This window comes from Bifidobacterium tibiigranuli (genome assembly GCF_009371885.1).
Taxonomy (GTDB): Bacteria; Actinomycetota; Actinomycetes; order Actinomycetales; family Bifidobacteriaceae; genus Bifidobacterium; species Bifidobacterium tibiigranuli.
In genome coordinates, this window is the sequence record NZ_QLZA01000005.1 from 176770 (window position 1) to 200915 (window position 24146).

18 protein-coding genes are annotated in these 24146 nt (G+C 62.4%); 13 read left to right on the forward strand and 5 right to left on the reverse strand.

Annotation, left to right across the window (positions count from 1 at the left end; translation table 11 throughout):
* Positions 1-55: 55 nt before the first annotated feature.
* The 8 genes from dnaE (at position 56) to glnA (ending at position 10865) form a co-directional block, all read left to right on the forward strand.
* The gene (dnaE, locus tag DDF78_RS05835) at positions 56-3613 is read left to right on the forward strand and encodes a DNA polymerase III subunit alpha (protein WP_152580703.1); all 3558 of its coding nucleotides are present in this window, start codon (positions 56-58) and stop codon (positions 3611-3613) included.
* A 106-nt stretch (positions 3614-3719) separates the two neighbouring features.
* Entirely contained in the window at positions 3720-5117 is a 1398-nt protein-coding gene (gene hisD, locus DDF78_RS05840; protein ID WP_162000708.1) for a histidinol dehydrogenase, read from the forward strand.
* Positions 5114-6298 (forward strand): histidinol-phosphate transaminase, encoded by a 1185-nt coding sequence (locus DDF78_RS05845; protein ID WP_152580702.1) that lies wholly within the window; start codon positions 5114-5116, stop codon positions 6296-6298. Before hisD ends, DDF78_RS05845 begins: the two co-directional genes overlap by 4 nt.
* Positions 6299-6496: 198 nt before the next feature.
* On the forward strand, positions 6497-7096 hold the full coding sequence (gene hisB / locus DDF78_RS05850) for an imidazoleglycerol-phosphate dehydratase HisB (protein WP_152580701.1): 600 nt from the start codon (positions 6497-6499) through the stop codon (positions 7094-7096).
* Complete coding sequence (locus DDF78_RS05855) at positions 7096-7902, forward strand: hypothetical protein (RefSeq protein ID WP_152580700.1); 807 nt, start codon at positions 7096-7098, stop codon at positions 7900-7902. The genes hisB and DDF78_RS05855 overlap by 1 nt, the downstream gene beginning before the upstream one ends.
* A 130-nt stretch (positions 7903-8032) precedes the next feature.
* On the forward strand, positions 8033-8680 hold the full coding sequence (gene hisH, locus DDF78_RS05860; RefSeq protein ID WP_152580699.1) for an imidazole glycerol phosphate synthase subunit HisH: 648 nt from the start codon (positions 8033-8035) through the stop codon (positions 8678-8680).
* A gap of 23 nt (positions 8681-8703) precedes the next feature.
* Positions 8704-9429, forward strand: a complete 726-nt coding sequence (gene priA / locus DDF78_RS05865; protein WP_152580835.1) for a bifunctional 1-(5-phosphoribosyl)-5-((5-phosphoribosylamino)methylideneamino)imidazole-4-carboxamide isomerase/phosphoribosylanthranilate isomerase PriA — start codon at positions 8704-8706, stop codon at positions 9427-9429.
* 98 nt (positions 9430-9527) lie between these two features.
* Positions 9528-10865, forward strand: a complete 1338-nt coding sequence (glnA, locus tag DDF78_RS05870) for a type I glutamate--ammonia ligase (protein WP_152580698.1) — start codon at positions 9528-9530, stop codon at positions 10863-10865.
* Between the two features lie 54 nt (positions 10866-10919).
* On the opposite strand, the gene DDF78_RS05875 is transcribed toward glnA, so the two are convergent.
* The 3 genes from DDF78_RS05875 to DDF78_RS05885 all read right to left on the reverse strand — a co-directional run bounded on the left by DDF78_RS05875 (position 10920) and on the right by DDF78_RS05885 (position 16542).
* Positions 10920-11678, reverse strand: a complete 759-nt coding sequence (locus DDF78_RS05875) for a LasA N-terminal domain-containing protein (protein ID WP_152580834.1) — start codon at positions 11676-11678, stop codon at positions 10920-10922.
* A gap of 140 nt (positions 11679-11818) precedes the next feature.
* Positions 11819-15913: an ATP-dependent RNA helicase HrpA gene (gene hrpA, locus DDF78_RS05880; protein WP_152580697.1), complete on the reverse strand. Its 4095-nt coding sequence runs from the start codon at positions 15911-15913 to the stop codon at positions 11819-11821.
* Positions 15910-16542, reverse strand: a complete 633-nt coding sequence (locus tag DDF78_RS05885) for a class I SAM-dependent methyltransferase (protein WP_152580696.1) — start codon at positions 16540-16542, stop codon at positions 15910-15912. Before DDF78_RS05885 ends, hrpA begins: the two co-directional genes overlap by 4 nt.
* A 126-nt stretch (positions 16543-16668) precedes the next feature.
* Here DDF78_RS05885 and hflX point away from each other — a divergent pair, with 126 nt between their 5' ends.
* From hflX to DDF78_RS05900, 3 genes are all read left to right on the forward strand, one after another.
* Positions 16669-18168, forward strand: coding sequence for a GTPase HflX (gene hflX, locus DDF78_RS05890; protein ID WP_152580695.1), 1500 nt, complete (start codon positions 16669-16671; stop codon positions 18166-18168).
* A 368-nt stretch (positions 18169-18536) separates the two neighbouring features.
* Entirely contained in the window at positions 18537-19499 is a 963-nt protein-coding gene (locus DDF78_RS05895; RefSeq protein ID WP_152580694.1) for an L-lactate dehydrogenase, read from the forward strand.
* A 214-nt stretch (positions 19500-19713) separates the two neighbouring features.
* The gene (locus tag DDF78_RS05900) at positions 19714-20586 is read left to right on the forward strand and encodes a cation diffusion facilitator family transporter (protein WP_237564574.1); all 873 of its coding nucleotides are present in this window, start codon (positions 19714-19716) and stop codon (positions 20584-20586) included.
* A gap of 136 nt (positions 20587-20722) precedes the next feature.
* Here the strand turns inward: DDF78_RS05900 and lexA are convergent, their stop codons facing one another.
* On the reverse strand, positions 20723-21436 hold the full coding sequence (gene lexA, locus DDF78_RS05905) for a transcriptional repressor LexA (protein WP_152580692.1): 714 nt from the start codon (positions 21434-21436) through the stop codon (positions 20723-20725).
* Between the two features lie 358 nt (positions 21437-21794).
* On the opposite strand from lexA, the gene DDF78_RS05910 reads away from it, so the two are divergent.
* Together DDF78_RS05910 and nrdR are read left to right on the forward strand one after the other, a co-directional pair.
* Complete coding sequence (locus DDF78_RS05910) at positions 21795-22094, forward strand: LysM peptidoglycan-binding domain-containing protein (protein WP_237564564.1); 300 nt, start codon at positions 21795-21797, stop codon at positions 22092-22094.
* Between the two features lie 261 nt (positions 22095-22355).
* On the forward strand, positions 22356-22811 hold the full coding sequence (nrdR, locus tag DDF78_RS05915) for a transcriptional regulator NrdR (RefSeq protein ID WP_152580691.1): 456 nt from the start codon (positions 22356-22358) through the stop codon (positions 22809-22811).
* A gap of 135 nt (positions 22812-22946) precedes the next feature.
* Here the strand turns inward: nrdR and serA are convergent, their stop codons facing one another.
* On the reverse strand, positions 22947-24146 hold the full coding sequence (gene serA / locus DDF78_RS05920; RefSeq protein ID WP_152580690.1) for a phosphoglycerate dehydrogenase: 1200 nt from the start codon (positions 24144-24146) through the stop codon (positions 22947-22949).

Genomic DNA, 24146 nt, shown 5'->3' on the forward strand with positions numbered 1-24146 from the left:
AAGCCCTGAGCCAACCACCCACCGCGAAGTCACATTCCATAGCTATCGTGGAGGCATGGCAAATTCCGGAAACTTCGTGCAGCTGCACAATCACACGCATTATTCGTTGCTTGACGGCGCTTCGAAGATTCCCGACCTTGTGGCGCGCGCCAAGGAGCTGGATATGCCGGCGGTGGCGATTACCGATCACGGCAATATGCACGGTGCCTACGAGATGTGGAGCACCTGCGTCAAAGCCGGTATCAAGCCGATTATCGGTATTGAAGCCTATGTGACTCCGGAGACCGCGCGTCAGGACAAGACGCGCGTGCACTGGGGCAACGAGTCGCAGCGTTCGGATGACGTCTCCGGCGGCGGCCTGATCACCCATATGACGATGTGGGCGCAGGATGACGAGGGGCTGGTCAATCTGCTGCGCGCGTCCTCGGTGGCGAATCTGGAAGGTCGTGTCGCACGCTATCCGCGTATGGACTACGAGGTGCTGGCGCAATATTCCAAAGGCGTCATCGCATCCTCGGGCTGCCCGTCGGGCATCATTCAGACGAGGCTGCGCCTGGGGCAGTTCGATGAGGCGCTACGCGCCGCCGGGCAGCTGCAGGATATCTACGGTCGCGAGAACTTCTACATCGAGCTCATGGATCACGGGCTGGGCATCGAGAAGCGGGTCACCAATGATCTGCTGAAAATAGCCAAGCTGATCAACGCGCCGTTATTGGCCACCAACGACTCGCATTACGTGCATGAGGAGGATCGCAGCTCGCAGGACGCCATGCTGTGCATCAACTCCGGCTCGCGGCTCGACGACCCGAACCGCTTCAAATTCGACGGTTCCGGCTATTACCTCAAATCCGCCGAGGAGATGCGCGAGCTGTTCAAGGACCACCCTGAGGCATGCGACAACACGCTCGAAATCGCCGAACGCTGCAACGTGATGTTCGACGACAGCGAGGACGGCGCGTTCATGCCGGAATTCGACTGCCCCGACGGCTGGGACGAGACTTCGCTCTTCCTCAAGGATGTGCAGGAGGGCTTGGAGCGTCGCTACGAGGGCAATGTGCCCGAGCATGTGCTCAAGCAGGCCGACTACGAATGCGGCGTCATCTGCCAGATGCAGTTCTGCGGCTACTTCCTCGTCGTCGCCGACTATATCAACTGGGCCAAAACGCACGGCGTGATGGTGGGGCCGGGCCGAGGCTCCGCGGCAGGCTCGATGGTCTCCTACGCCATGGGCATCACCGAACTCGACCCACTCAAGCACGGCCTGATCTTCGAACGCTTCCTCAACCCCGAACGCGTCTCGCTGCCGGATATCGATGTGGACTTCGACCCCGACGGCCGCGCGAAGGTGCTGGATTACGTCGGCGAGAAGTACGGGCGCGACAAAGTAGCCCAATGCGTGATCTACGGCACCATCAAAACCAAGCAGGCGCTCAAGGATTCCGCCCGCATCATGGGCTACGAGTTCTCCGTGGGCGAGCACATCACCAAGGCGCTGCCGCCGAGCAAGAACGGCAAGGACGCGAGCCTCAAAGACATCTTCGACCCGACCTCGAAGCGTTTCGCTGAGGCGCGCGAATTCCGCGAGCTCTACGAATCCGACCCGGACACGAAGCGCATCACCGAACAGGCCAAGGGCATCGAGGGCCTGATCCGGCAGACCGGAGTGCATGCCTGTGCCACGATCATGGGTTCGGAGCCCATCACCGACACCTCGCCGCTGCTGGAACGCACCGATGGCACGGTCACCACGACCTTCGAATACCACACCTGCGAAACGCTCGGCCTGGTCAAGATGGACTTTCTCGGGCTTTCCAACCTCACGGTCATCCGCGACACGCTGCTCAACATCGAGCGCAACGGCAAGGACAAGATCGACTACACGAAGATTCCGCTGGATGACAAGGAGACCTACCAGCTGCTCTCGCGCGGCGACACGCTGGGCGTCTTCCAGCTCGATTCCGACGGCATGCGCTCGCTGCTGCGCCAGCTCAAGCCCGATAACTTCAACGACATCTCGGCACTGATCGCCCTGTATCGCCCCGGTCCGATGGATATGGACTCGCATACCAACTACGCCAAGCGCAAGAACGGTTTGCAGCGCATCACCCCGATTCACCCCGAGGTGGCCGAGCCGCTGGCCGCCGTGCTTGACGAGACCTACGGCCTGATCGTCTACCAGGAGCAGGTGCAGTCGGCGGCGCGTATTCTGGCCGGCTATTCGCTGGGCCGAGCCGACGTGCTGCGCCGCGCGATGGGCAAGAAGAAGCCCGAGGTGCTGGCCAAGGAGCAGGTGCCGTTCTTCGAGGGCATGAAGGAGCATGGCTACTCGGAGGAGGCCGCGCAGGCGGTGTGGGACATCCTCGTGCCGTTCTCCGGCTATGCGTTCAACAAGGCGCATTCCGCCGCCTACGGTCTGATCTCGTACTGGACCGCCTACTTGAAGACGCACTACCCGGTCGAGTTCATGGCCGCGCTGCTGCAGAACGAGCGCACGAACAAGGACAAGACCGCGCTGTATCTCGGCGAGGCGCGGCGCATGGGCATCCAGGTGCTGCCGCCGGACGTCAACGAGTCGATTCTCGAATACTCCGCAGTCGGCGACGTCGTGCGTTTCGGCCTAGGCGCTATCCGCAACGTCGGTGACAAGGCAGTAGCCGACATCATCGCCGAACGCGAGACCGGGCGCGGCCGCTACGTCAACTTCATGGACTTCGTCCGGCGCGTGTCGCTGACGGCCCTGAACCGGCGTTTGGTGGAATCGCTTATCAAGGCAGGTGCCTTCGACTCCATCGACCCGAACCGCAGAGCGCTTTTCCAGATTCACGAGGCGGCGCTCGATTCGGTGATCAGCCTCAAACGTAAGCAGGCCGAGGGCCAGTTCGACCTGTTCGCCGACATGGATGGCGACGGCGACGCGGAGGCGATGGGCGATGCTTCGGTCATCGTGCCTGACATCGAGGAATGGGACAAGAAGACCAAGCTGAACTTCGAGCGCGAGATGCTGGGTCTGTACGTCTCCGACCATCCGCTGAGCGGCATGACGGCGGTGCTGGGGGGGCTGCGCGAAATGTCGATCGCGCATCTCATCGACCGCGCGAAAACCATGGACGATCGCCAGCAGGTCACGCTCGCCGGGCTGATCACGAGCGTCGACCGGCGCGTCTCGCGCAAGGGCAACCCGTGGGCCATCGTCACCATCGAAGACATGGAGAGTTCGATTCAATGCATGTTCTTCGGCAAGGTCTACGAGGCAGCCTCGCAGGATCTGGCCGTTGACGAGATCGTGCAGATACGCGGCCAGGTCGAGGTGCGCGACGAGTCCACGCCAAGCCTGCGCGCCACCGAGCTGCAGGTGCCGACGCTGGAGGCAGCCGACGAGCGCCCGGTGATGATAACCTTGCCGACCGTGGCATTGGACCGCAGCCGCATCGGCCAGCTCGGACAAGTGCTCCACGAGCATCCGGGCTACTGCGAGGTCAAGCTGGCGGTGCTCGATGAGCGAGGCAACGCCCGCGTGCTGACCTTCGGCGACCGCTTCCGCGTCAAGCGCGACACTTCGCTCTTCGCCGAGATCAAGATCCTCTTCGGCCCCAGCTGCCTGCCTGCTGCGTGAGGGTGGCGGGCGCAGTTTTCACAGCAGGCATAGCGAATAGCCATAATCAGCGTCGAAAAGACACAGCGCGTGTGCTGTGTACGGGGTGTGGCTACCATAGGTGGGTATGAGCGATAACACCATGCGAATCATCGACCTGCGCGGCAAGCGCCTGACCCGTGCCGAGATGCTTGAGGCGATGCCTCGGGCCGAAATGGGGACCAACGAGGCGAGTGAACTCGTCCGCCCGATCCTCGACGACGTCAAAGCCAGAGGCGCTGCAGCCCTGCGCGATTTCGGCGAGAAATTCGACCATATTCGTACCAAGAATCTCCGCGTGCCGGACGAAGCCATGCAACAGGCTCTTGACGAGCTGGACCCCGAGGTGCGTGCGGCAATCGAGGAATCGGTGCGCCGTTCTCGCGCGGTCGCTGCCTCGCAGGTGCCCAAGGACTTCCACACCGATCTGGCCGAGGGCGCGCGCGTGAGCGAACGCTGGATTCCTATCGATCGCGTCGGCCTGTACGTGCCGGGAGGCAAGGCCGTCTACCCGAGTTCGGTGATCATGAACGTGGTGCCGGCACAGACCGCCGGCGTGCGCTCCCTGGCGATTGCGACGCCGCCGAGCAGGGATGGCGATGATGGGCTGCCGAGCAAGACGATTCTCGCCACCTGCGCGATTCTCGGCGTCACGGAAGTCTATGCGGTCGGCGGGGCACAGGCCATCGCCATGTTCGCCTATGGCGCGCGCGGATCAGAACCTCAGGACGGCGAGATCCTGTGCGATCCGGTTGACAAGATTACCGGCCCGGGCAACATCTTCGTCGCCACGGCCAAAAGCATGGTCTCCGGCATGGTCGGCATCGACGCCGTAGCCGGGCCCACTGAAATCGCGATTCTCGCGGATAAGGACGCCGACCCCAGCTGGGTGGCCGCCGACCTGATCGGCCAGGCCGAGCATGACGAGCTCGCCGGTTCCGTGCTCATCACCGACAGCGAAGAGCTTGCCGCCGCAGTGCAGAAAGACCTCGACTACCGCGTGCCGCGCACCGAACACGCCGAGCGCGTGGCGACCTCGCTGACCGGTCGCCAGTCCGGCATCATCCTCACCGACGATCTTGACCAGTCCGTGGCGGCGGCAAACTCCTACGCCGCTGAGCACTTGGAAATCCAGACCGCCGACCCGGACGCCGTGGTGCCGCGCATCATGAACGCCGGAGCCATCTTCCGCGGACCGTATTCGCCGGTGCCGCTGGGCGACTACATGTCCGGTTCGAACCACGTGCTGCCCACCGGCGGCACGGCGCGCTTCAACTCCGGGCTCGGCGTGCATACCTTCCTCAAGCCCGTGGAAGTCATCGAATACGACGAGCAGGGTCTCAAAGCCCTCGCCTCCCGCATCAACGCATTCGCGGTCTCCGAGGATCTGCCGGGGCACGGCGAATGCGTGCTCAGCCGCTTCGTCGATGACCCGTACGACAAGGCGACGCTGCAGGAGCAGGAACGAAAGGCAGGACTGCGATGAGCGCACCCGACCAACCAGGCAGCACCATACCGGCCACGCTGCCGCTGCGCAACGATCTGATCGGGGAGGAGCCGTACGGCGCCCCGCAGCTCGACGTGCCGGTGTGCCTGAACGTCAACGAGAACCCGTACCCACCAGATCCCAAGGTGGTCGCGGCCATCGCCGAGCGTGTCGCGGCCATCGCGCCGACGCTCAACCGCTATCCTGACCGCGAGCATATCGAGCTGCGCCAGGCATTCAGCGACTATCTGGCCCGCGAATCGGGCGTGCGGCTGAAGGTCGAGCAGCTGTGGGGCGCGAACGGCTCCAACGAGATCATGCTGCAGCTCTTCCAAGCCTTCGGCGGCCCCGGTCGGATTGCCCTGGGCGCGGATCCCACGTACTCCATGTACCCCGAGTACGCGCGCGACACCTTCACCACATGGCAGCTCGTGCACCGCAACGAGGACTTCACGCTTGACGCCGACGCGACGATCGAGGCGATTCAAGACGTCAAGCCCGCGATGGTGGTGGTCACCAGCCCGAACAATCCTACTGGAACCAGCCTGCCGATAGGTGACTTGGAGCGGATTCTCGCGGTCTGCGAGCAGGTTCCGGTCACCGGCGCGAACGAGGGCGTGCATCCTGTCGTCGTCGTGGACGAGGCCTACATCGAATTCCGCGATCCGGACGTGCCCACGGCGCTCCCGTTGATTGACGGCCATGCGAACCTCGCGGTCAGCCGCACCATGAGCAAGGCCTTTGCCTTCGCGGGCGCGCGCGTCGGGTATGTGGCGGCTTCGCAAGGCATCATCGACTGCCTGCGCATCGTGCGCATGCCATATCATCTTTCGGCCATTACGCAGGCGGCGGCGCTCGCCGCATTCGACCATACCGACGAGCAACTGGCGCGCGTGGCGCATCTGCGCGAAACCCGCCAGCAGACTGTGCAGTGGCTTGAGACCCTGAGCTATAAGGGCGAGAGCATCAAGGTCGCGCCCTCGGCATCGAACTTCCTGCTTTTCGGCGGCTGCTTCGACAACCGCCAGCGCATCTTCGACGAGCTGCTGAACCGAGGCGTGCTCATCCGCGTGGTCGGTCCGGACGGCTGGCTGCGCGTATGCATGGGCACCGACGATGAGATGGCGCGCTTCCGCGAGGCGTTGACCGAAGTCCTGCCTATAGTGGAACAAGCAGAGTAGTACAACAAGCACAGTGTTGAAACAAGCACAGTAGCTACAACAAGTTACAACAGACAGAGCGGTTGCAATACGTACCAGCAAGTACAGCAACAGCAGCGAAACAGGCACGATAGCAGGCATGTTTCCCTCATCTGGATGCGCCACAGATGGCATGTGGGTGAGGGGAAGCATACGACTGCGAACGGGGGAGAGGTATCCATGGCACGTACGGCCACGATCACACGAGCAACCAGCGAATCCAATATCGAGCTCAGTCTCGATCTCGACGGCACCGGCGCGACCGACATCGATACCTCCGTGCCATTCTTCAACCATATGATGACGGCCTTGGGCAAGCATTCGCTTATCGATCTGCATATCAAAGCCTCGGGAGACACCGACATCGACGTGCACCACACCGTCGAAGACACCGCCATCGTATTCGGCGAGGCGCTCAAGCAGGCGTTAGGAGACAAGCGCGGCATTCGCCGCTTCGCCGATGCCACCGTGCCGCTGGATGAGGCGCTGGCCAAGGCCGTCATTGATATTTCGGGCCGCCCGTATGCCGTGTGCACGGGGGAGCCGGAAGGATTCGAGTTCGCCATGATCGGCGGGCACTTCACTGGGTCGCTGGTGCGCCATGTCATGGAATCGATTGCTTTCCACTCCGGCATATGCCTGCATATGCAGCTGCTTGCCGGGCGTGATCCGCACCATATCGCCGAAGCGGAATTCAAGGCCCTCGCCAGGGCGCTGCGCTTCGCTGTTGAGCCAGATCCGCGCGTCACTGGCATTCCCAGCACCAAGGGCGCGCTGTGATGGCTGACGGCAGCGAGAACGGCGAGGACTTCGATTCCCGAGATGAGCGGCCCGACGACCTCCATTTCAGCGATGCGGAGCTTGAGGCGGCGCTCGAAGGCTTCGAACAGGAATTTGAGGGTGATGACAGCGCACATCCAGCGTCATCCGAACCGGGGAACGACGGCGTAGCGTCTGCGACGCCCGATGCGTCTGCTGCGTTCGGCGCAACGGCTGAGAGTGACGCAGCTAACGCAGCCGAAGGGTCGAATGCGCCTGCATCAGAGTCTCCGTCAGTGCCGCAATCGCCGTCGGATGCGGCTGCTTCCGCACTCGACTTCGATGAGGAACTGCGCGGACTGGTCGGCGACAAGGCGAAAAGCGCCGCGCTCATCACCCGGCTCGCTTCGGCCCGTCTGCTCGCCGCGTTCTGCCAGATCTCCGACATCTCCGCCGACTGCATAGGCTCCGACCAAGGAGCGGTGGCCGTGCTGCGCAATCTGGACGGCGACGCTCCCGAGGCCGCAGCCAAGGATCTCACCACCGTAGTTTCCGGCATGGCCGCCGTGCTGGCGGTGAATCGCGCCGACAAGCTTGATTCGACGCTGTATTTGCACGGCGAGGCCGGGCAGACCTTCGCGCCGCCAATTCTCTTCGCCTCGGCTCCGGATTTCGTAGAGGACCTGATGCTGGGCATTGCGACGCTGGCTGATCTGCGTAAGCAGGGGCTGCATATCATCGATTCGGCGAGTCTCGACCACGATGCGGCCATGGCCATCATCGCCGAGCATACGCGCTTCGGCCGCGGCGCCTCGCATATCCGATGACGGTGCCGTGCCCGCCAGCCATCGTGCCGCAGCATCGCATATGCTGCCCGACGTCAGCAATACATACGGCATATATACTTTCGCATAGATTCACCATCCAGACAGGCAGTGCACACCAAGGAGCTTCCCTATGACCTCAGCCGTGGTATTCGATTACGGATTCGGCAACGTGCGTTCGATGCTGCGCGCGCTCGCCAACATCGGGCTTGACGCGACCCTGACCTCCGACTATCGGCAGGCGCTTGAAGCCGACGGCCTGGTGGTGCCTGGCGTCGGCGCATTCGCCGCCTGCATGCAGGGGCTCAAACGAGTCGGCGGTGACCGCGTCGTCTATGACCGGCTGCGCGCGGGCCGGCCGGTGCTCGGCGTGTGCGTAGGACAGCAGATTCTCTTTCAAAGCGGTGACGAGAACGGCGTGGAGGCGCAAGGGCTGGGATTGATCGGCGGCTCCATCGACAAGATCGACGCCGACGTGACGCCGCATATGGGATGGAACACAATCGAGGCTTCGCAGGGCACGGTGCTGCTCAAGGGCGTCGAGGAGGAGCGCTTCTACTTCGTGCATTCCTACGCAGCCACCCGCGCCGAACCGGCCGATTGCTCGGCGCTGCATATCGACTTCGGGCCGACACAGCAGCAGGTCACCTGGTGCCAGTACGATCGCACGCGCTTCGTGGCGGCCTACGAGCGCGGGGCCTTGTCTGCTACCCAATTCCATCCGGAAAAGTCCGCCAAGGCCGGCGAACAACTGCTGCGCAACTGGGTTGCGACATTTTAACGAACCTGCAAGAAAGGACATCCATCATGCTGATACTTCTTCCCGCTGTCGATGTGCGCGACGGCAAGGCCGTACGACTGCGACAGGGCGAATCAGGCTCCGAAACCGATTATGGCAGCCCACTTGAGGCCGCGCGTACCTGGGTCGAGTCCGGTGCCTCGTGGATTCACTTGGTCGATCTGGACGCGGCCTTCGGCACCGGCGACAATCGCGCCCAGCTGCGTGAAATCGTTGCCGAGCTCGGTGATATGGTCAGCATCGAGATGAGCGGCGGTGTGCGTGACGACGAAAGTCTCAAAGCTGCGCTCGATGCCGGCGCGGCGCGCGTCAATATCGGCACCGCAGCGCTCGAAAACCCCGAGTGGACCAAGCGCGTCATCGGCGAGTACGGCGAGCAGGTGGCCGTCGGATTGGACGTGCGCGGGCATACCTTGGCAGCTCGTGGCTGGGTCAAGGAGGGCGGCGATCTCTTCGAAACCATGGATATGCTCAATGCGGCCGGCTGCTCGCGCTACGTGGTCACCGACGTGACGCGCGACGGCATGATGAGCGGGCCGAATCTCGAACTGCTGCGCGAGGTCGCGCAGCGCACCGATGCCAAGGTCACCGCCTCGGGCGGCATATCGTCGCTGGACGACCTGCGCGCGATAGCCGAACTCGCATCCTTCGGCGTCGACAGCGCGATTCTGGGCAAGTCGCTCTACGCCCGCGCGTTTACGCTTGAACAGGCCCTTCGCGTGGCTGACTGAGCCGTTTCTCGTCGGGACCTTAACGGACAATCGTGGGCGGACGACACGCCTGTAGCGTGGTTAAGCAGACGTAATAATCGCATGGGAGCATGTGGCATATGGATAAGCAGCAAGAGTTTGCGTTGCGCACGGTCGAGGAACGCGACGTGCGCTTTATTCGGTTATGGTTCACCGATGTGCTGGGGACATTGAAGTCCGTCGCCATCGCACCTGCCGAGTTGGAGGCGGCATTCGAGGAGGGGCTGGGCTTCGACGGCTCGGCCATCGAAGGCATGACGCGCGTATCCGAGGACGATATGATCGTGAGCCCGGATCCCTCGACCTTCCAGATTCTGCCGTGGCGCGACGGTCCGCAAGGCACCGCCCGCATGTTCTGCGACATTCTCACGCCCGAAGGTGAGCCTTCGCTCGGCGACCCGCGTCATGTGCTGAAAACCACACTGGCCAAGGCCAAGGAGAAGGGCTTCACCTTCTACGTGCACCCTGAGATCGAATTCTACCTCTTCGAGCACCAGGAGGACTGGTCCAAGGACCCCACCCCGATCGACGAGGGCGGATACTTCGACCATGTGCCGCGCAGCCCGGGGATGGACTTCCGCCGCGCCGCCGTCAACATGCTCGAGCAGATGGGCATTTCGGTCGAGTATTCGCACCATGAGGGCGGGCCCGGCCAGAACGAGATCGACCTGCGGTACGCCGACGCGCTGACCACGGCCGACAACATCATGACCTTCCGCACGGTGATCAAGGAGATCGGCCTTGAGCGCGGCATCCACGCCAGCTTCATGCCCAAGCCGCTCACCGACCAGCCCGGATCGGGCATGCATACCCACCTGAGCCTGTTCGAAGGCGACGCCAACGCCTTCTACGAGGCTGGTCAGGAGTTCAATATGTCGCTGATCGCCCGGCAGTTCGCAGCGGGCATTCTGTATCATGCCTCCGAGATCAGCGCGGTGACCGATCAGTACGTCAACTCCTACAAGCGGCTGTGGGGCGGTGCCGAGGCGCCGAGCTACATCTGCTGGGGGCACAACAACCGCTCCGCGCTGCTGCGCGTGCCGCAGTACAAGCCCGGCAAGGGCAATTCCTCGCGCATGGAATTCCGCGCCCTCGACGCGGTCGCCAACCCGTATCTCGCTTATTCCGTGCTGCTCGCAGCCGGACTTGACGGTATCGAGCAGCAGATGCAGCTCGGCGACCCGACCAGCGACGACGTCTGGGAGCTCACCGATGCCGAGCGCAAGGCCATGGGCATCCAGCCGTTGCCGCAATCCTTGGACGAGGCGCTGAAGGTCATGGAGAAGTCCGATTTCGTGGCCGGAGTGCTGGGGGAACATGCCTTCGAATACTTCCTGCGCAACAAGCGCCGCGAATGGGAGGATTACCGCCGCCAGGTCACGACCTACGAGCTCAAGAAGTTCCTGCCGAGACTGTAAGGGTTTTACCTACTTAGGGTCCAAGCTCTAAAGTTTTCAGGCGCTAATCAGACCCTAAGACTTATTGCCGAACCAGCCACGGTAGATAATGGAGAAATTGCGGTTGCCGTAGCTTGAGCAGGCGTCGCCTTCGCCATCCCCTGCCTGCAGCGCGGCCGCGTTCGGCTGATAGGGCGTGTAGATGTACAGCAGCGCCGTGGCTTCGTTCTCGATGTAGACCGGGCTGCCGCCGCAGGATGCATTCGGATGATAGGCCACGTAGTTCAACGCCTTGGCGTGGTAATGGTAGTCGGCTTCATGGGCGCGGTAGTACTGGTAGCGTTTCGCCGCGCCGTACACCTGATTGAAGAATCCTGCATACGCTGGGTCGCAGCTGGCATCGTCGGGGCAGTTCAGCCCCATCGCCGCCTTGTACTGAAAAGCGGTGGGATTGCTTGCCGACACGAGCTGCTGCTCCTTCTGCAGCATCGTCAGCAGCACTTTCTGACTCAGGCCGCAAGCGCGCGCAGATTTGTCGATTATCGCGGCCGCAGACTCGCCTTTGACTCCCGCATACGCCGAGCACAGGCCGTCGGCGGGCCGGTTCGCAGTATCGAAGGTCATGGATTTAAGGCAACGAGTGCCCGAGCAGGATGCGCCCTGCTCATCGATGAAGGACTGGACCTCCGCCTGGCTCATCGCATTGCTGTTGAAGAACTGGCCGTCGGAGATGATATCGCCGGGGTTGAAGCCGTATTGGCGGGCTGCTGCGGCCTGCTCGTTCTGAACCGTGCTGATCTCATGCTGCCACTGCACGAACCGCACCAGCCCCATGATGAGCACCAATGCGCAGAACGCCGCGACGATGCTGACAATAATCTGCGCTACGCTGAGCTTTCTGCGTTTGCCGCCATGTGGTCGATTGCCATGCGGTCGTCGTGTTGTCTGCGGTCGCTTTGAAGAAATGCGTGCCATCAGGCCTCAAGCGCCTTCCTGATGCGCTGCAGGCTGACGGGCTTCGCGGTGCCGAGTTCCTGCGCCCACAGGGAGACGTAGAACTCCTCGAGCATCCAGCGGGCGACGGTGTAGCGCTTGCCTAGCGACTCATGCCGTGGTCCGGCCGGCTCGGCCTTCGCCTTGACGTGGAAGCGCTCGACGAGCTGACGGGCCTCGTCGGCCTCCCACGCCCAGCGCACATCGCGGTTCTTGTCGGTTTTCGCCTTATTCAGGCGCACAATGTCACTGTGCAGATAGCGTTCGATGGAAGCCAGCGCGTCCGGGGGAGCGGCGCCGATGAAGCCCTTGCATACCAGCGATGCGATATGCTCGCGCACCGATTGCAGCACGGAGAGCATCGGCAGATCGGCCGGGCCAGATACCGCCTTGTCGACTTCGGCGTAGCGTTTCAATATTGCGATTACGTCACGCGCCACCGCATAGACTGTGTCCTCGTACACCTGCTCAACGTCTGCCACAGCCTGCGCCAAAGCGGCGTCGTCATCCAACTGGTCGATGTCGGGCAGCAGCCGCTTGACGGCGGCCAACTGCAGGTCCTCGCTCAGCGCCTTGGTCGAGGCGTACGGTGCCGAGGCAAGCATGAGCGCCTCGGTTCCCAGCCAGCGCGAGGAGATGCGCTCGCTGGGAAGGCGCAGCTTGTCCAGCGCCCCCTGCCAGAGCATCGTCGCGCGCGATTGCGTGGTGGCCCCGGCCTTGTGCAGCAGATTCGCCTGCTCGACCAGCTTGCCCTGCGCCCCGGCCGACTGGGCCTTGCCGCGCACGACCTGCCGCGCCGAGGCTTCGGCCTGCGCCGCGAAATGGCGCTGCAGCTCGACCAGCGAGCGCCCGGTGCCCAGCACGGTTGCCGCGTTGTGGCTGGCATGGCCAGACCTGCTGCCGTGGCGGCCCCGTGACTTGGCAGGATTCGGCTTCTCGATGATGAAGTTCATGCGCAGATATGGCGGCAGCTTCGACCACTGGTCGCCTTCGAACACCTGCGGGTGAATCTGCGCGCCGACCACGTGGATCGCCGCCTGCGTAAACACATGCGTGAAATCAGGCCAACCGGCAACGCCGGTCTGCTCGTTCTCCGGCGGCAGATTCGGGCGCCCGCTTTCGCCCGATCCGGGCAGATCAGGATAGTGCTCGGCGATGTACGCGCGTATTGCCCGCGCCGTGTCGGGGGCGGGCACGAACTGCACGCGCAGGGCCTTGGGCAGCGATTTGATCATCGCCACGATCAGCTCGCTCAGCAAGCCAGGCACATTCCACGTGAACTGCTCGGGGCGCAGTCGGGAGAGCACGGTTATGGGGATATGCGCGCTCACCCCGTCGGCCGGGTCATGCGGATCGTAGATATAGCTCAGCTTGAGGTCCAGCGCGGTGCCATCCGTGCCCAGCGCATGCCAATGGTCGGGATAGTCGTCCAAGCTCACGCTGTCTTCGTTTTGCAGCCGTTCGACGGCCTCGGGGTCGAAATCGAGCAGCTGCGGGTGCTCACCGTGCTCGACCTTCCACCATTTCGCCAGATCGGCGAGCGAGGTGACGTCGGCGGGAAGCACCGTGTTGTAGAAGTCGTACAGGTCCTCGTCGCTTACGCTGGCCGCCGCCTGGCGGGTGCGGCTCGTGTCTTCGGCGGCGTCATGCAGCACATCGAGATTGCGCGTCACGAAGTCGTCATAGGAGAACTGCTGCTGGATATCGCCCTCGACCAGTCCTTGGCGAATTAGGAAGTCACGCGCCTCAAGCGGATTGATGCGCCCCCACTGCACGGTGCGGTCCTGCACGATGGGCAGCCCGTAGAGCAGCACCTTGGCCTTGGCGACGGCTGAGCCGCGCGAGGCCGACCAGTGCGGCTCAGCATAAGTGGTCCGCGTCAGGCTTCCGGCCAGCGGCTCGGCCCACGCGGGGTCGATGGCGGCGGAATACCGGGCCCACAGGCGCGAGGTTTCGACCAGTTCGGTGCTCATGACCCACGGCGGCGTCGTTTTGGCGACAGCCGAGGCGGGGAACAGTGCGAAGCGCGTGCCACGGGCACCCTGATAGTCGTTATGCGATTGCTTGGCGGCGCGCTTCATCGCCCGCGCCTTCGCCGCGCCCTTCAAACCTGCAAAATCCGAGGCTTTGGGCTCGCGTACCACCTGCATGCCCATCATCGAGAGCAGCCCGGCAAGCATGTCGGTGTGAATGCCCTGCGCATCCCATGAGCAGCACATGCTGTGCGCGGCCTGCTGGTTGAGCGGCAGCTGACGAATGTCCAAGGACGGCCGCGACGCAGGCTGCGGCTCGCCGACCTTGAATTTCAGCTCGTGGCACATATCACCTAGCTGCGAGACGAGATCGCGCCACTGCTTGAGACGCAGGAAGCTCAGATACTCGGTTTTGCACAAGCGCCGCAGCACGCCATTGCTGGGGCTGCCGTCCGCTTGGAACACCCGGTCCCATAAGTTCAATGCGGTCAGGAAATCGCTGGATGCGTCGGCGTAGCGGTTATGAATCCTATCGGCTTCCTCGCGCGCCTCGTCGGGACGTTCGCGCGGATCCTGCAGGCTCAGGAACGCCACGACGACCAGCACGGCGGCCAGCGTATTCGGCGTCGTGGTATGCGCAGCTTCGACGACCATACGACCCAAACGGATGTCGATGGGGATGCGTGCCAGCTGGCGACCCGTGCGCGTCAGCGCCATCTCGCCGTGCTTGCGGGCGACCGCCTGAAGCTCGGTGAGTTCGTTGAAGCCGTCGGAAACCGCCTTGACGTCCGGCGGGTCGATGAAGCCGAAATGCGTCACGTCATGGGCGTTCTTCGCCACGCCGACCGAAAGCATATGCAGCACGACGGCTCCGAGCGAAGTGCGCAGGATCTCCGGCTCGGTGAAACGCGGGCGGGTCTCGTAATCGTCGCTGTCATACAGTCGTATCGCGATGCCGTCCGCCACGCGCCCGCAGCGGCCTGAACGCTGGTCGGCGCTGGCCTGCGAAATCGGTTCGATAGGCAGCCGCTGCACCTTCGCGGATTTGGAATAGCGCGAGATCCTGGCGGTTCCGGGGTCGACCACGTATCGGATGCCGGGCACGGTGAGCGAAGTCTCGGCCACATTCGTGGCGATGACGATGCGCTGGTGCGCATGCGATTCGAAGACCTTGTGCTGCTCCTTGGACGACAGCCGCGCGAACAGCGGCATGATCTCGATGGCGTCGCCCCGGCGCATATCGTCGGCCCGAGGGCCGAAATGGCGACGCAATGCGGTTTCGAACTCGCGGATATCATGCTCGCCGGAGGCGAAGACCAGAATGTCGCGGGGCCCGCGCTCATGGCTGGCGCGGATGACCAGCTCGGCGCAGGCCCGGGCCACAGCCGTGGCCATATCCGCATCGGCGGCCCGGCCGGAGCGAGGCATGTCACCGTCCGTATTCCGCGCTGCGCTGCTTTCGAACCCGGGGACATAGCGCATCAGCGCGGGTTCGGAACCCAGCGGCTCATAGACGATCTGCACGGGATAGGTGCGCCCTGACACTTCGATGACTGGAACAGGCCGGTGCAGCGCCTGCTCGAAATGATGCTGGAACTTGACCGAATCGATGGTCGCGGAAGTGATGACGAGCTTCAGATCGCGGCGCTGCGGCAGCAGAGAGGTCAGATAGCCGAGCAGAAAATCGATATTCAGGCTGCGCTCGTGCGCTTCATCGATGATGATCGTATCGTACTGGCTCAGGCGCGGATCGCGCTGGATCTGCGCGAGCAGAATGCCGTCGGTGACCACGCGCAGACGGGTTTTGGGTGAGCTGGCGTCCGTGAAGCGTACCTGATAGCCGATTTCATCGCCCAGCCGCACGCCCATTTCCGAGGCGATGCGCTCCGCGACCGTGCGTGCGGCGATGCGGCGCGGCTGCGTATGCACAATCTGATGGCCATGCGTGCCCCGGCCCATTTCCAGCAGGATCTTCGGGATCTGCGTGGTCTTGCCCGAACCGGTCTGGCCGGAGACGATGACGACCTGCGAGGAGGCGACGGCTGCGGCGATGTCGTCATGCGCCGCGCTGACCGGCAGCTCTTGGGGATACTCGTATTTCATGCCTGACGCAGCACCTCGATCACGCGATAGCCCTTCGCGCTGGCGTATTTCGACACCGCGTAGCCTTCGCCCAGCGTCGCCGCGAGCCACGGAATCAGCGAGTCGGCGCCGAGATTGCGCTGCACCACCAAGTAGGCAGCACCATGATCCGAGAGTCGCGGCAGCCAGCGCATAAGTATGTCGTGCAGCGCCTCCTTGCCGACGCGAATCGGAGGATTGGACCAGATCGCGTCGAAGCGCACGTCGGCGGGGACATCGTCAGGTTCGGCGACGCGGATATTGTCCAGCTGCTGGCTGTGCGCGTTATCTCGCGTCAGGTCCAGCGCACGTTGGTTGACGTCCACAGCCCAGACGGTTGCCTCGGGGGCAAGCAGGCCCAAGCTCAGCGCAATCGGCCCCCAGCCGCATCCCAGATCGAGCAGATTGGCGCGTTGCGGCGGCTCAGGCGCGCGGCGCAGCAGCACGGAGGTGCCCAGATCGAGGCGATTGCCGGAGAACACGCCATGCGAGACCGCTACAGGCACCTCGCGCCCGGCCAGCTGGACGGTGATGGTGCGCCGAACGTCGGGAGAGGTCGGCGCAGACGAGAAATACTGCTCTTGGCGCGGTTGCTGGTCCTTGTCGTTCATTGCTCTGCTATCTCCCTGGCCTGCCTTGTTGCGGCCTACATATTCGCCCACGGCTCAGTTGCGTCGTCTGCCGCAGCGTTGTCTTCCAGAATGATGATAATGGAAAACCTTAGTCCAACGTGAGAGGTGTCATTGACCCAACAGTTTGAAAGCGGCAGCAACAACGACATAAGCAAGGCGGCCGACGTGCTGGCCGACCGCTCCGAGGTTCTGCTTGACAAGTCCTATGATATTCCAGATGCCGACCAGGGCGGCGAGGAGTGGGCCGAGCGCGAATCGCGCAATGCGCTGAAGCATGTGGCAGGCCTGGGCGAGCTCGAAGACATCACCGAGGTCGAATACCGCAAGGTCCGGCTTGAGCGTGTCGTGCTCGTCGGCGTATGGTCGAGCGCCATCGGCACCCAGTCGCAGGCCGAGGAATCGCTCAGAGAGCTTGCTGCATTGGCGCAGACGGCTGGAGCCGAGGTGTGCGAAGGCATGCTGCAGCACCGGCTCAAGCCGGATCCGGCGACCTATATCGGCTCCGGCAAGGCCAAGGAGCTTGCAGGCATCGTGGCCTTGCACGAGGCCGATACGATTATCGTCGACGATGATCTGGCGCCTAGCCAGCGTCGTGCGCTCGAAGACGTGGCCAAGGTCAAGGTGGTCGACAGGACGGCCGTGATTCTCGACATCTTCGCGCAGCATGCCACCAGCCGCGAAGGCAAGGCGCAGGTGGAGCTGGCGCAGCTGCAATACATGCTGCCCAGGCTGCGTGGCTGGGGCGCGGCCCTGTCCCGGCAGGCGGGCGGCCGTGCGGCAGGCGCTGACGGCGGCATCGGCTCGCGTGGCCCGGGCGAGACGCAGCTCGAAATGGACCGGCGCGTGATTCGCACCAGGATCGCGAGATTGCGCCGCCAGATCGCGCATATGGCTCCGGCGCGCGAGGTCAAGCGCGGCGCACGGCAGCGTTATGGACTGCCCACGGTCGCCGTGGTCGGCTACACGAATGCAGGCAAGTCCTCGCTGACCAATCGCCTGACCGGTTCGAGCGAACTGGTGGAGAACGCGCTGTTCGCCACGCTCGATACCGCCGTGCGCTCGACGAGAACCAAGGACGGGCGCGTGTACGCCTATGTCGACACCGTCGGATTCGTGCGGCGGCTGCCGACCCAGCTGGTCGAGGCCTTCAAATCGACGTTGGAGGAGGTCGCGCAGTCCGATCTCATCGTCCATGTGGTCGATGCCTCATACGGCGACCCGCTGGCGCAGATCGACGCGGTGAACACGGTGCTGGCGGATATCAACGGCGCGCAGGACATCCCGCGCATTCTGGTGTTCAACAAGGCCGACCACGTGGACTCAGCGACTCGTGCGCGGCTTTCGGCGCTGTATCCGCAGGCGCACATCGTGTCGTCCCTAAGCGGCGAAGGCATTGACGCGCTGCGCGGGGAGGTCGAGGCGCTGCTGCCGGTGCCCGATGTGCATGTCGAGGCGCTGCTGCCCTATGCACAAGGCTCGCTGCTGTCTCGGATTCGGGAGTACGGCAGACTTGAGACGGCGGAATACCGCAATGACGGGGTTCGCATCGAAGCGCAGGTGGACAGCCGACTGGCTTCGCAGATCGTTGACGCGTCCGTTGATTGAGATGTGAGTTTGATTGAGATGTGAGTGTGACAGGGCGATGAGTTTGGCTGAGCAGTGGGTTTGACTGAGATGTGAGTGTGCTGAGCAGTGAGTTTGCCAGGGCAGTGGGTTTGGCTGTAATGGAGGGCATTGTGGCGAAGTTCACTGTGCAAAGGTCGTCGCCCGACGCAGCTGCGTGAATCGACCATGGTGCGCTTGCTGCGGCGAATCCGTTGGGATTGCGCCATTTGCAAGGGTTCTCGCCGTATTATCGCGACGGGTTGTCGCTCGGTAAGCAAGCCGAAAACGTCAAAGTCTATGGATAAAGTAGTTACTGAAGATTGTGGCGTGATGAACAGAATCGCGCCGAATATAGAGAGGTTCAACACATGGTTGATTTCACAAATAAGCCCACGAAGCTTGCCATCATCGGTGCTGGCGCCGTCGGCTCCACATTGGCCTTCGCCGCAGCACAGCGCGGCGTCGCCCGCGAGGTCGTGCTTCAGGATATCTCCAAGGAGCGCGTCGAGGCTGAGGTGCTGGATATGCAGCACGGTTCCAGCTTCTACCCCTCCGTCACCATCGACGGGTCGGATGACGTCGAGATCTGCCGCGATGCCGATATGGTTGTGATTACAGCCGGTGCTCGCCAGAAGCCAGGGCAGAGCAGGCTCGACCTGGCCGAGGCCACGGTGAACATCATGAAGTCGATTATCCCGAATGTGGTCAAGGTGGCGCCGAACGCCGTCTACATGCTCATCAGCAACCCGGTGGACATCGTCACCCGCGTGTCGATGCAGATTTCGGGCATGCCGGCCAACCAGATGTTCGGCTCGGGCACCAACCTCGATTCCGCCCGTCTTCGTTATCTCGTCGCTCAGCAGACCGGTGTGAACGTCAAAAACGTGCACGCCTACATCGCTGGCGAACATGGCGATTCCGAAGTCCCGCTGTGGGCCTCCGCGACCATCGGCGGCGTGCCGATGTGCGATTGGAAGGCGCTGCCGGGCCATGAGCAGCTTGATGCCGTGAAGCGCGAGGAGATTCATCAGGAGGTCAAGAACGCGGCCTACCGGATCATCAACGGCAAGGGCTCCACGAATTACGCGATCGCCATGTCCGGCGTCGACATCGTCGAGGCCATTCTGAACGACACCAACCGCGTGCTGCCGGTGTCGTCGTATCTTGACGACTTCCACGGCATTTCGGGCGTGTGCATGTCGGTGCCGACGCTGCTCAACCGCTTCGGCGTTAATTCCCGCCTCAACACCCCGGTTTCGGACAAGGAGCTGGCGGCGCTGAAGCGCTCCGCCGACACGCTGCGCGAAACCGCCTCGAAATTCGGTTTCTGAGGTTTCTGATTTTCTTTTTTGCCTATGCGTCATGCGCTGTGGCGGCTCCTTGTGCGGGGCCGCCACAGCGCATGATTGTTTGCCTGACGTCTATGCTTCTTGATTTGGGTGATTGGTTATGAGTCCTGACGACTCTCATAGTGTTGCGAATGCTGTGGATCCCACGGATTACAACGATGCGGCTGAGACAGGCAGAAGCCATCAGCGCCGGCTGATGATGACCTTGGCGCTGACGGGGACGGTGCTCATAGCCGAAATCATCGGTGCCATCGTCACCTCCTCGCTGGTGCTGCTTGTCGATGCGGGCCATATGCTGACCGACGTCTTGGTGCTGATCGCCTCAAGCGTCACAGCCGCGCTGATGCGGCGCAAGCCCAATGCCCGCAGGACCTGGGGATGGGCCAGGCTTGAAGTACTCACGGCTGCGGTGGGGGCGTTCGCCCTGCTCGGCGTGGGGCTGTATGCGCTGCTGGAAGCCGGCGTGCGGCTGTTCGGCGCATCGCAGGCGCAGGTGCATGACACTGGTCTGCTCCTTGGATTCGGGCTGCTCGGCCTTGCCGCCAATGCAGGTTCTATTCTCATCCTTGCTGCGCAGTCCCATGACAATATGAATATGCGGGCGGCGTTCCTCGAGGTCATGAACGATGCGCTCGGTTCGGTGGTCGTCGTGATTTCCGCAATCGTCATGATGACCGTCGGCTGGCAGTGGTTCGACGCCGTGGCGGGTGCAATCGTCGCCGTGCTGATGATTCCCCGGGCTGCCAAGCTGCTGCACAAGGCGGCGGTCGTATTGCTTGAGGAGACTCCGCGAGGCTTGGATCTGGAACTGGTTCGCGAGCATATGCAGCGTGTGCAGCATGTGGTCGCGGTGCATGATGTGCATGCGAGCACAGTTGCTACGGGCATGCCTATTCTTACCGCGCATGTGGTCGTGGAACGAGGCTTAAGCATGGAGCAGGCTGCAGCGGTGCTCGATCAGCTGCGCCATTGCCTCATCGAGCATTTCGAGGTTTCGATACCTCATACGACCTTCCAGTTGGAGCCGGAAGGCTACGCATCCCAAGAAGAGACCGCTTTGCACGAGTAGGCGGTGCGTGGTGACCGCCGTTCCCTGACATATCCGATCTGTGTTATATCTGATTTATGTCATATCGGGTATACGCTATGCCGGGTATACCGCTAGCCGATTTCCGACTCTGTGCTAGGGCTTGTTCGCGGCTGAGTCAGAGCTTGCGCAGCACGGTGACGACTTTGCCCATGATGCTGGCGTGCGTGCCGTCGATGGGGGAGTACGCGGGATTATGCGGAATGAGCCACAGGTGCCCGTGGTCGTTTCGGTAGGTTTTGACAGTGGCCTCATCGTCAAGTAGCGCTGCGACGATGTCGCCGTTCACTGCGGTGCGCTGCTCGCGGACTACGACGAAATCACCATCGCAGATCGCGGCGTCGATCATCGAATCGCCGTGGACTTCAAGCATGAACAGATTGCCGGTGCCGGTGAGCCGCTCGGGCAGCCGCATTACATCGTCGACATGCTGCTCGGCGGTGATTGGGGCTCCGGCGGCGATGCGGCCGACCAACGGCACGTCGCGCGACTCGATGACCGCTGCGCTTTCTTCCGGATTCGGCCCGGTGAACGGCAGAATCGTCGCAGTGTTGCCCTCCTCCTCATTCGAGTCTTCGACCAGCTCTATGGCGCGGCCCTTGTTGGCATTCATGCGGATAAGACCCTTCTCTTCAAGCACCTGCAACTGATGCTTGACGGAGGAAGGGCTTTTCAGACCGGCGGATTGCCCGATCTCCCGGAATGACGGGGCAAATCCGCGCTGCGAGACATGAGTGCGTATGGCATCAAGAACCTTGCGCTGGCGGTCCGTCAGCATGGCTGAGGCATCAGCGCCCTGCGCTCGCCTGGGGGCAAAGGGAATCGTGCTCATATCCGCTCCTTCATAGGTCATTTTCTCCATCATAACGTGTATATCGTGTGAAATCAAACAGATGTTCGAAAATGAGCTTGCATTAGTCGAACGTCTGTGCGAAAATCAAACATACGTTCGATAGAACAGATGTTCGTATTTTTGTATCGGAAGACCTCAGATGTGTGAGGAGCCGAAGGTGAATGCGAGCAGCAAGAGATTTGAGAAGCAGAGCTGTTAGCAACAGAGTTGAAGGAGAGTGGTGGAGATGACTGCAGCAACGTCGTATGGGCAGACGATTCGTATTCGTGGTCGCGTTCGCGGTGATATTCGCGGTGATATGCGGAAAGCGCCCCGGAAGGCTTCAAGCGCTTCTGTGGTGGCAGCACATGGAACCAAGCCGGTGTTCACGCGCATTGCTGCGGCGATGCTCATAGCTGCCATATCGTGGCTGGGGTGGAGCATCGTTATGCCGGCCACGCAGGCGCAATCGGCAACGGGCCCGGTGGCGGTCGTGAATTACACGGTGCGCCCGGGGGACACGCTCTGGTCGTTTGCCGATCGGGTCACGCCGAAGAACGGCAATGTCGCTGAAACTGTGCAGGAGCTCAAGGAGCTGAACAATCTCGACTCCGTGTCGCTTACTCCCGGGCAGAATCTGCTTGTTCCTGAGCGCTGATTGGCTGTGTCGGGGTCGGGCGGCAATGGTGTCCGGCAACGGTGGCCGGGCCAACGGCGGGCGGGGACAATACGATGGCATGGCGCTGCGATGGCGATGACATGGCGTAATGATGGTGGAACAATGCAGCCGAGGGCGGTGTCGACGAGGACTATGCAAGGTAGTGATCTGATGCCCGGGCGTGTCGAATATGGGCAGATTGCGTTTCGGGAACCACCCGGGCCTTCCCATTATTCGCGTTGTATGGCTATCCTTGTGTGCATGCACTGTCCGTTTTGCCAGAACCCCGATACCAAGGTCGTCGACACTCGACTCAACGAGGACGGCCATTCCATACGCCGCCGCAGGGAATGCCCCAAATGCGGCAAACGCTTCACGACTGTGGAGACTTCCATGCTTTTGGTGATGAAGCGCTCCGGCAACGTCGAGCCTTTCGACCGGAGCAAAGTCATCTCCGGCGTACGAAAAGCATGCCAAGGCAGGCCCATCAACGAGGATGATCTCAAGCTGCTGGGTCAGAAGGTCGAAGAGGATCTTCGCTCACGCGGATTCGCCCAAGTCAAGTCCGATGAAGTGGGCAGGGCGATACTGCGACCCTTGCGCGACTTGGACGAGGTGGCGTACCTGCGCTTCGCCAGCGTCTACCAGAACTTCGAAGGGCTTGCAGACTTCGAAAGCGCCATCAGCGAGCTCAAACAGGGTAACCACACCGCCTGATGAGGAACCCTATCAGGCCTAGCCTTGTCGGCGGTGCCTTTGCATGTTTATGTAGCGCTGTCGTTCAGCGCTACAAAGAACAGTAGCAAGGGCACCGCTAATGGTGTGCGGCTGAGCAAGCCCGGAATGCTGAAGTCAGCTGATGACGCGCATGCGTATCGTGCCGTTGATGGTGCGCAGAGACTCAAGCGATGCGGCGTCGGGCTTGGTCGACACGTCGGTGACCACATAGCCCAGCTGGCCTTCCGTGCCGAGCGACTGCGCGGTGACATTGATGTCTGCCTTGCGCAGCACCTGATTGACATCCGCCAACACGCCGGGCAGATTGGCATGCAGATGCGTGATCCTCGCGCCGGATGCGCAGGCTTTCAGCGTTATCTGCGGCAGATTCACCGAAAGCATCGTCGAGCCGTGGAACCAGTAGTCCTGGAGCCTCTGGGTGACGAAATGCCCGATATCCTCCTGGGCTTCGAGGGTCGAACCGCCGATATGCGGGGTGAGAATCATATTGTCCTCGTCGGCAAGCGCGGTGACGAAAGGATCGCCGCTTTTCTTCGGCTCGATCGGGAAGACGTCGACGGCAGCCCCGGAGAGATGCCCGGAATCCAGATGCTGCTTCAATGCGCCGAGGTCGGCCACGAAGCCGCGCGAGATGTTGATGAAGATGGCATCCTGCTTCATCTGCGAGAACTGGTCTTCGCCGAAGAAGCCAGTGTTGGACTTGCGTCCATCGACGTGCAGCGTCACCGCATCGGATACTTCGAGCAGCGATTTGAGGTTGGGCATGCGTTGCGCGTTGCCCATCGCAAGCTTTTCCTCGATGTCGTAGAACACCACGCGCATGCCGAGCGCCTCGGCCAGCACGGAAAGCTGCGAGCCGATATGCCCGTAGCCGACGATGCCGAGCGTCTTGCCGCGCACCTCATGCGAGCCGGTGGCGGACTTGTCCCACAGGCCGTGCCGCATATGATGCGTATGCGCGGGGATGCGGCGCAGCAGACAGATGATGTCGCAGATCACCAGTTCGACCACGGATCGCGTGTTGGAGTACGGGGCGTTGAACACGCCGATGCCGCGCGAGCCGGCATGCTCCAGATCGACCTGATTCGTGCCGATGCAGAAGCAGCCGACGGCGGTCAGCTGCGGCCGCGCGTCAATCACCTTGGCGCTGACCGTCGTCTTCGAGCGGATGCCAAGCAGATCCACGCCGTCAAGCGCCTCGATCAGCTCGTCCTCGCCAAGCGCCCCCGGTTTGGTCTCGACTTCGAAGCCGTGCTCGCGAAGGGATTGCGCGGCGAAGGGATGAATGTTTTCCAGTAGCAATGCTTTAGGCAT

Coding starts and splice junctions, on each gene's coding strand:
- hisB (WP_152580701.1), top strand. CDS start 6,497: ATGGCACGTACGGCCACGATCACACGAGCAACCAGCGAATCCAATATC.
- dnaE (WP_152580703.1), top strand. CDS start 56: ATGGCAAATTCCGGAAACTTCGTGCAGCTGCACAATCACACGCATTAT.
- DDF78_RS05900 (WP_237564574.1), top strand. CDS start 19,714: ATGATGACCTTGGCGCTGACGGGGACGGTGCTCATAGCCGAAATCATC.
- DDF78_RS05855 (WP_152580700.1), top strand. CDS start 7,096: ATGGCTGACGGCAGCGAGAACGGCGAGGACTTCGATTCCCGAGATGAG.
- DDF78_RS05885 (WP_152580696.1), bottom strand. CDS start 16,542: ATGAACGACAAGGACCAGCAACCGCGCCAAGAGCAGTATTTCTCGTCT.
- nrdR (WP_152580691.1), top strand. CDS start 22,356: ATGCACTGTCCGTTTTGCCAGAACCCCGATACCAAGGTCGTCGACACT.
- hrpA (WP_152580697.1), bottom strand. CDS start 15,913: ATGAAATACGAGTATCCCCAAGAGCTGCCGGTCAGCGCGGCGCATGAC.
- glnA (WP_152580698.1), top strand. CDS start 9,528: ATGGATAAGCAGCAAGAGTTTGCGTTGCGCACGGTCGAGGAACGCGAC.
- lexA (WP_152580692.1), bottom strand. CDS start 21,436: ATGAGCACGATTCCCTTTGCCCCCAGGCGAGCGCAGGGCGCTGATGCC.
- hisH (WP_152580699.1), top strand. CDS start 8,033: ATGACCTCAGCCGTGGTATTCGATTACGGATTCGGCAACGTGCGTTCG.
- DDF78_RS05845 (WP_152580702.1), top strand. CDS start 5,114: ATGAGCGCACCCGACCAACCAGGCAGCACCATACCGGCCACGCTGCCG.
- DDF78_RS05895 (WP_152580694.1), top strand. CDS start 18,537: ATGGTTGATTTCACAAATAAGCCCACGAAGCTTGCCATCATCGGTGCT.
- serA (WP_152580690.1), bottom strand. CDS start 24,146: ATGCCTAAAGCATTGCTACTGGAAAACATTCATCCCTTCGCCGCGCAA.
- hisD (WP_162000708.1), top strand. CDS start 3,720: ATGAGCGATAACACCATGCGAATCATCGACCTGCGCGGCAAGCGCCTG.
- DDF78_RS05875 (WP_152580834.1), bottom strand. CDS start 11,678: ATGGGGCTGGTGCGGTTCGTGCAGTGGCAGCATGAGATCAGCACGGTT.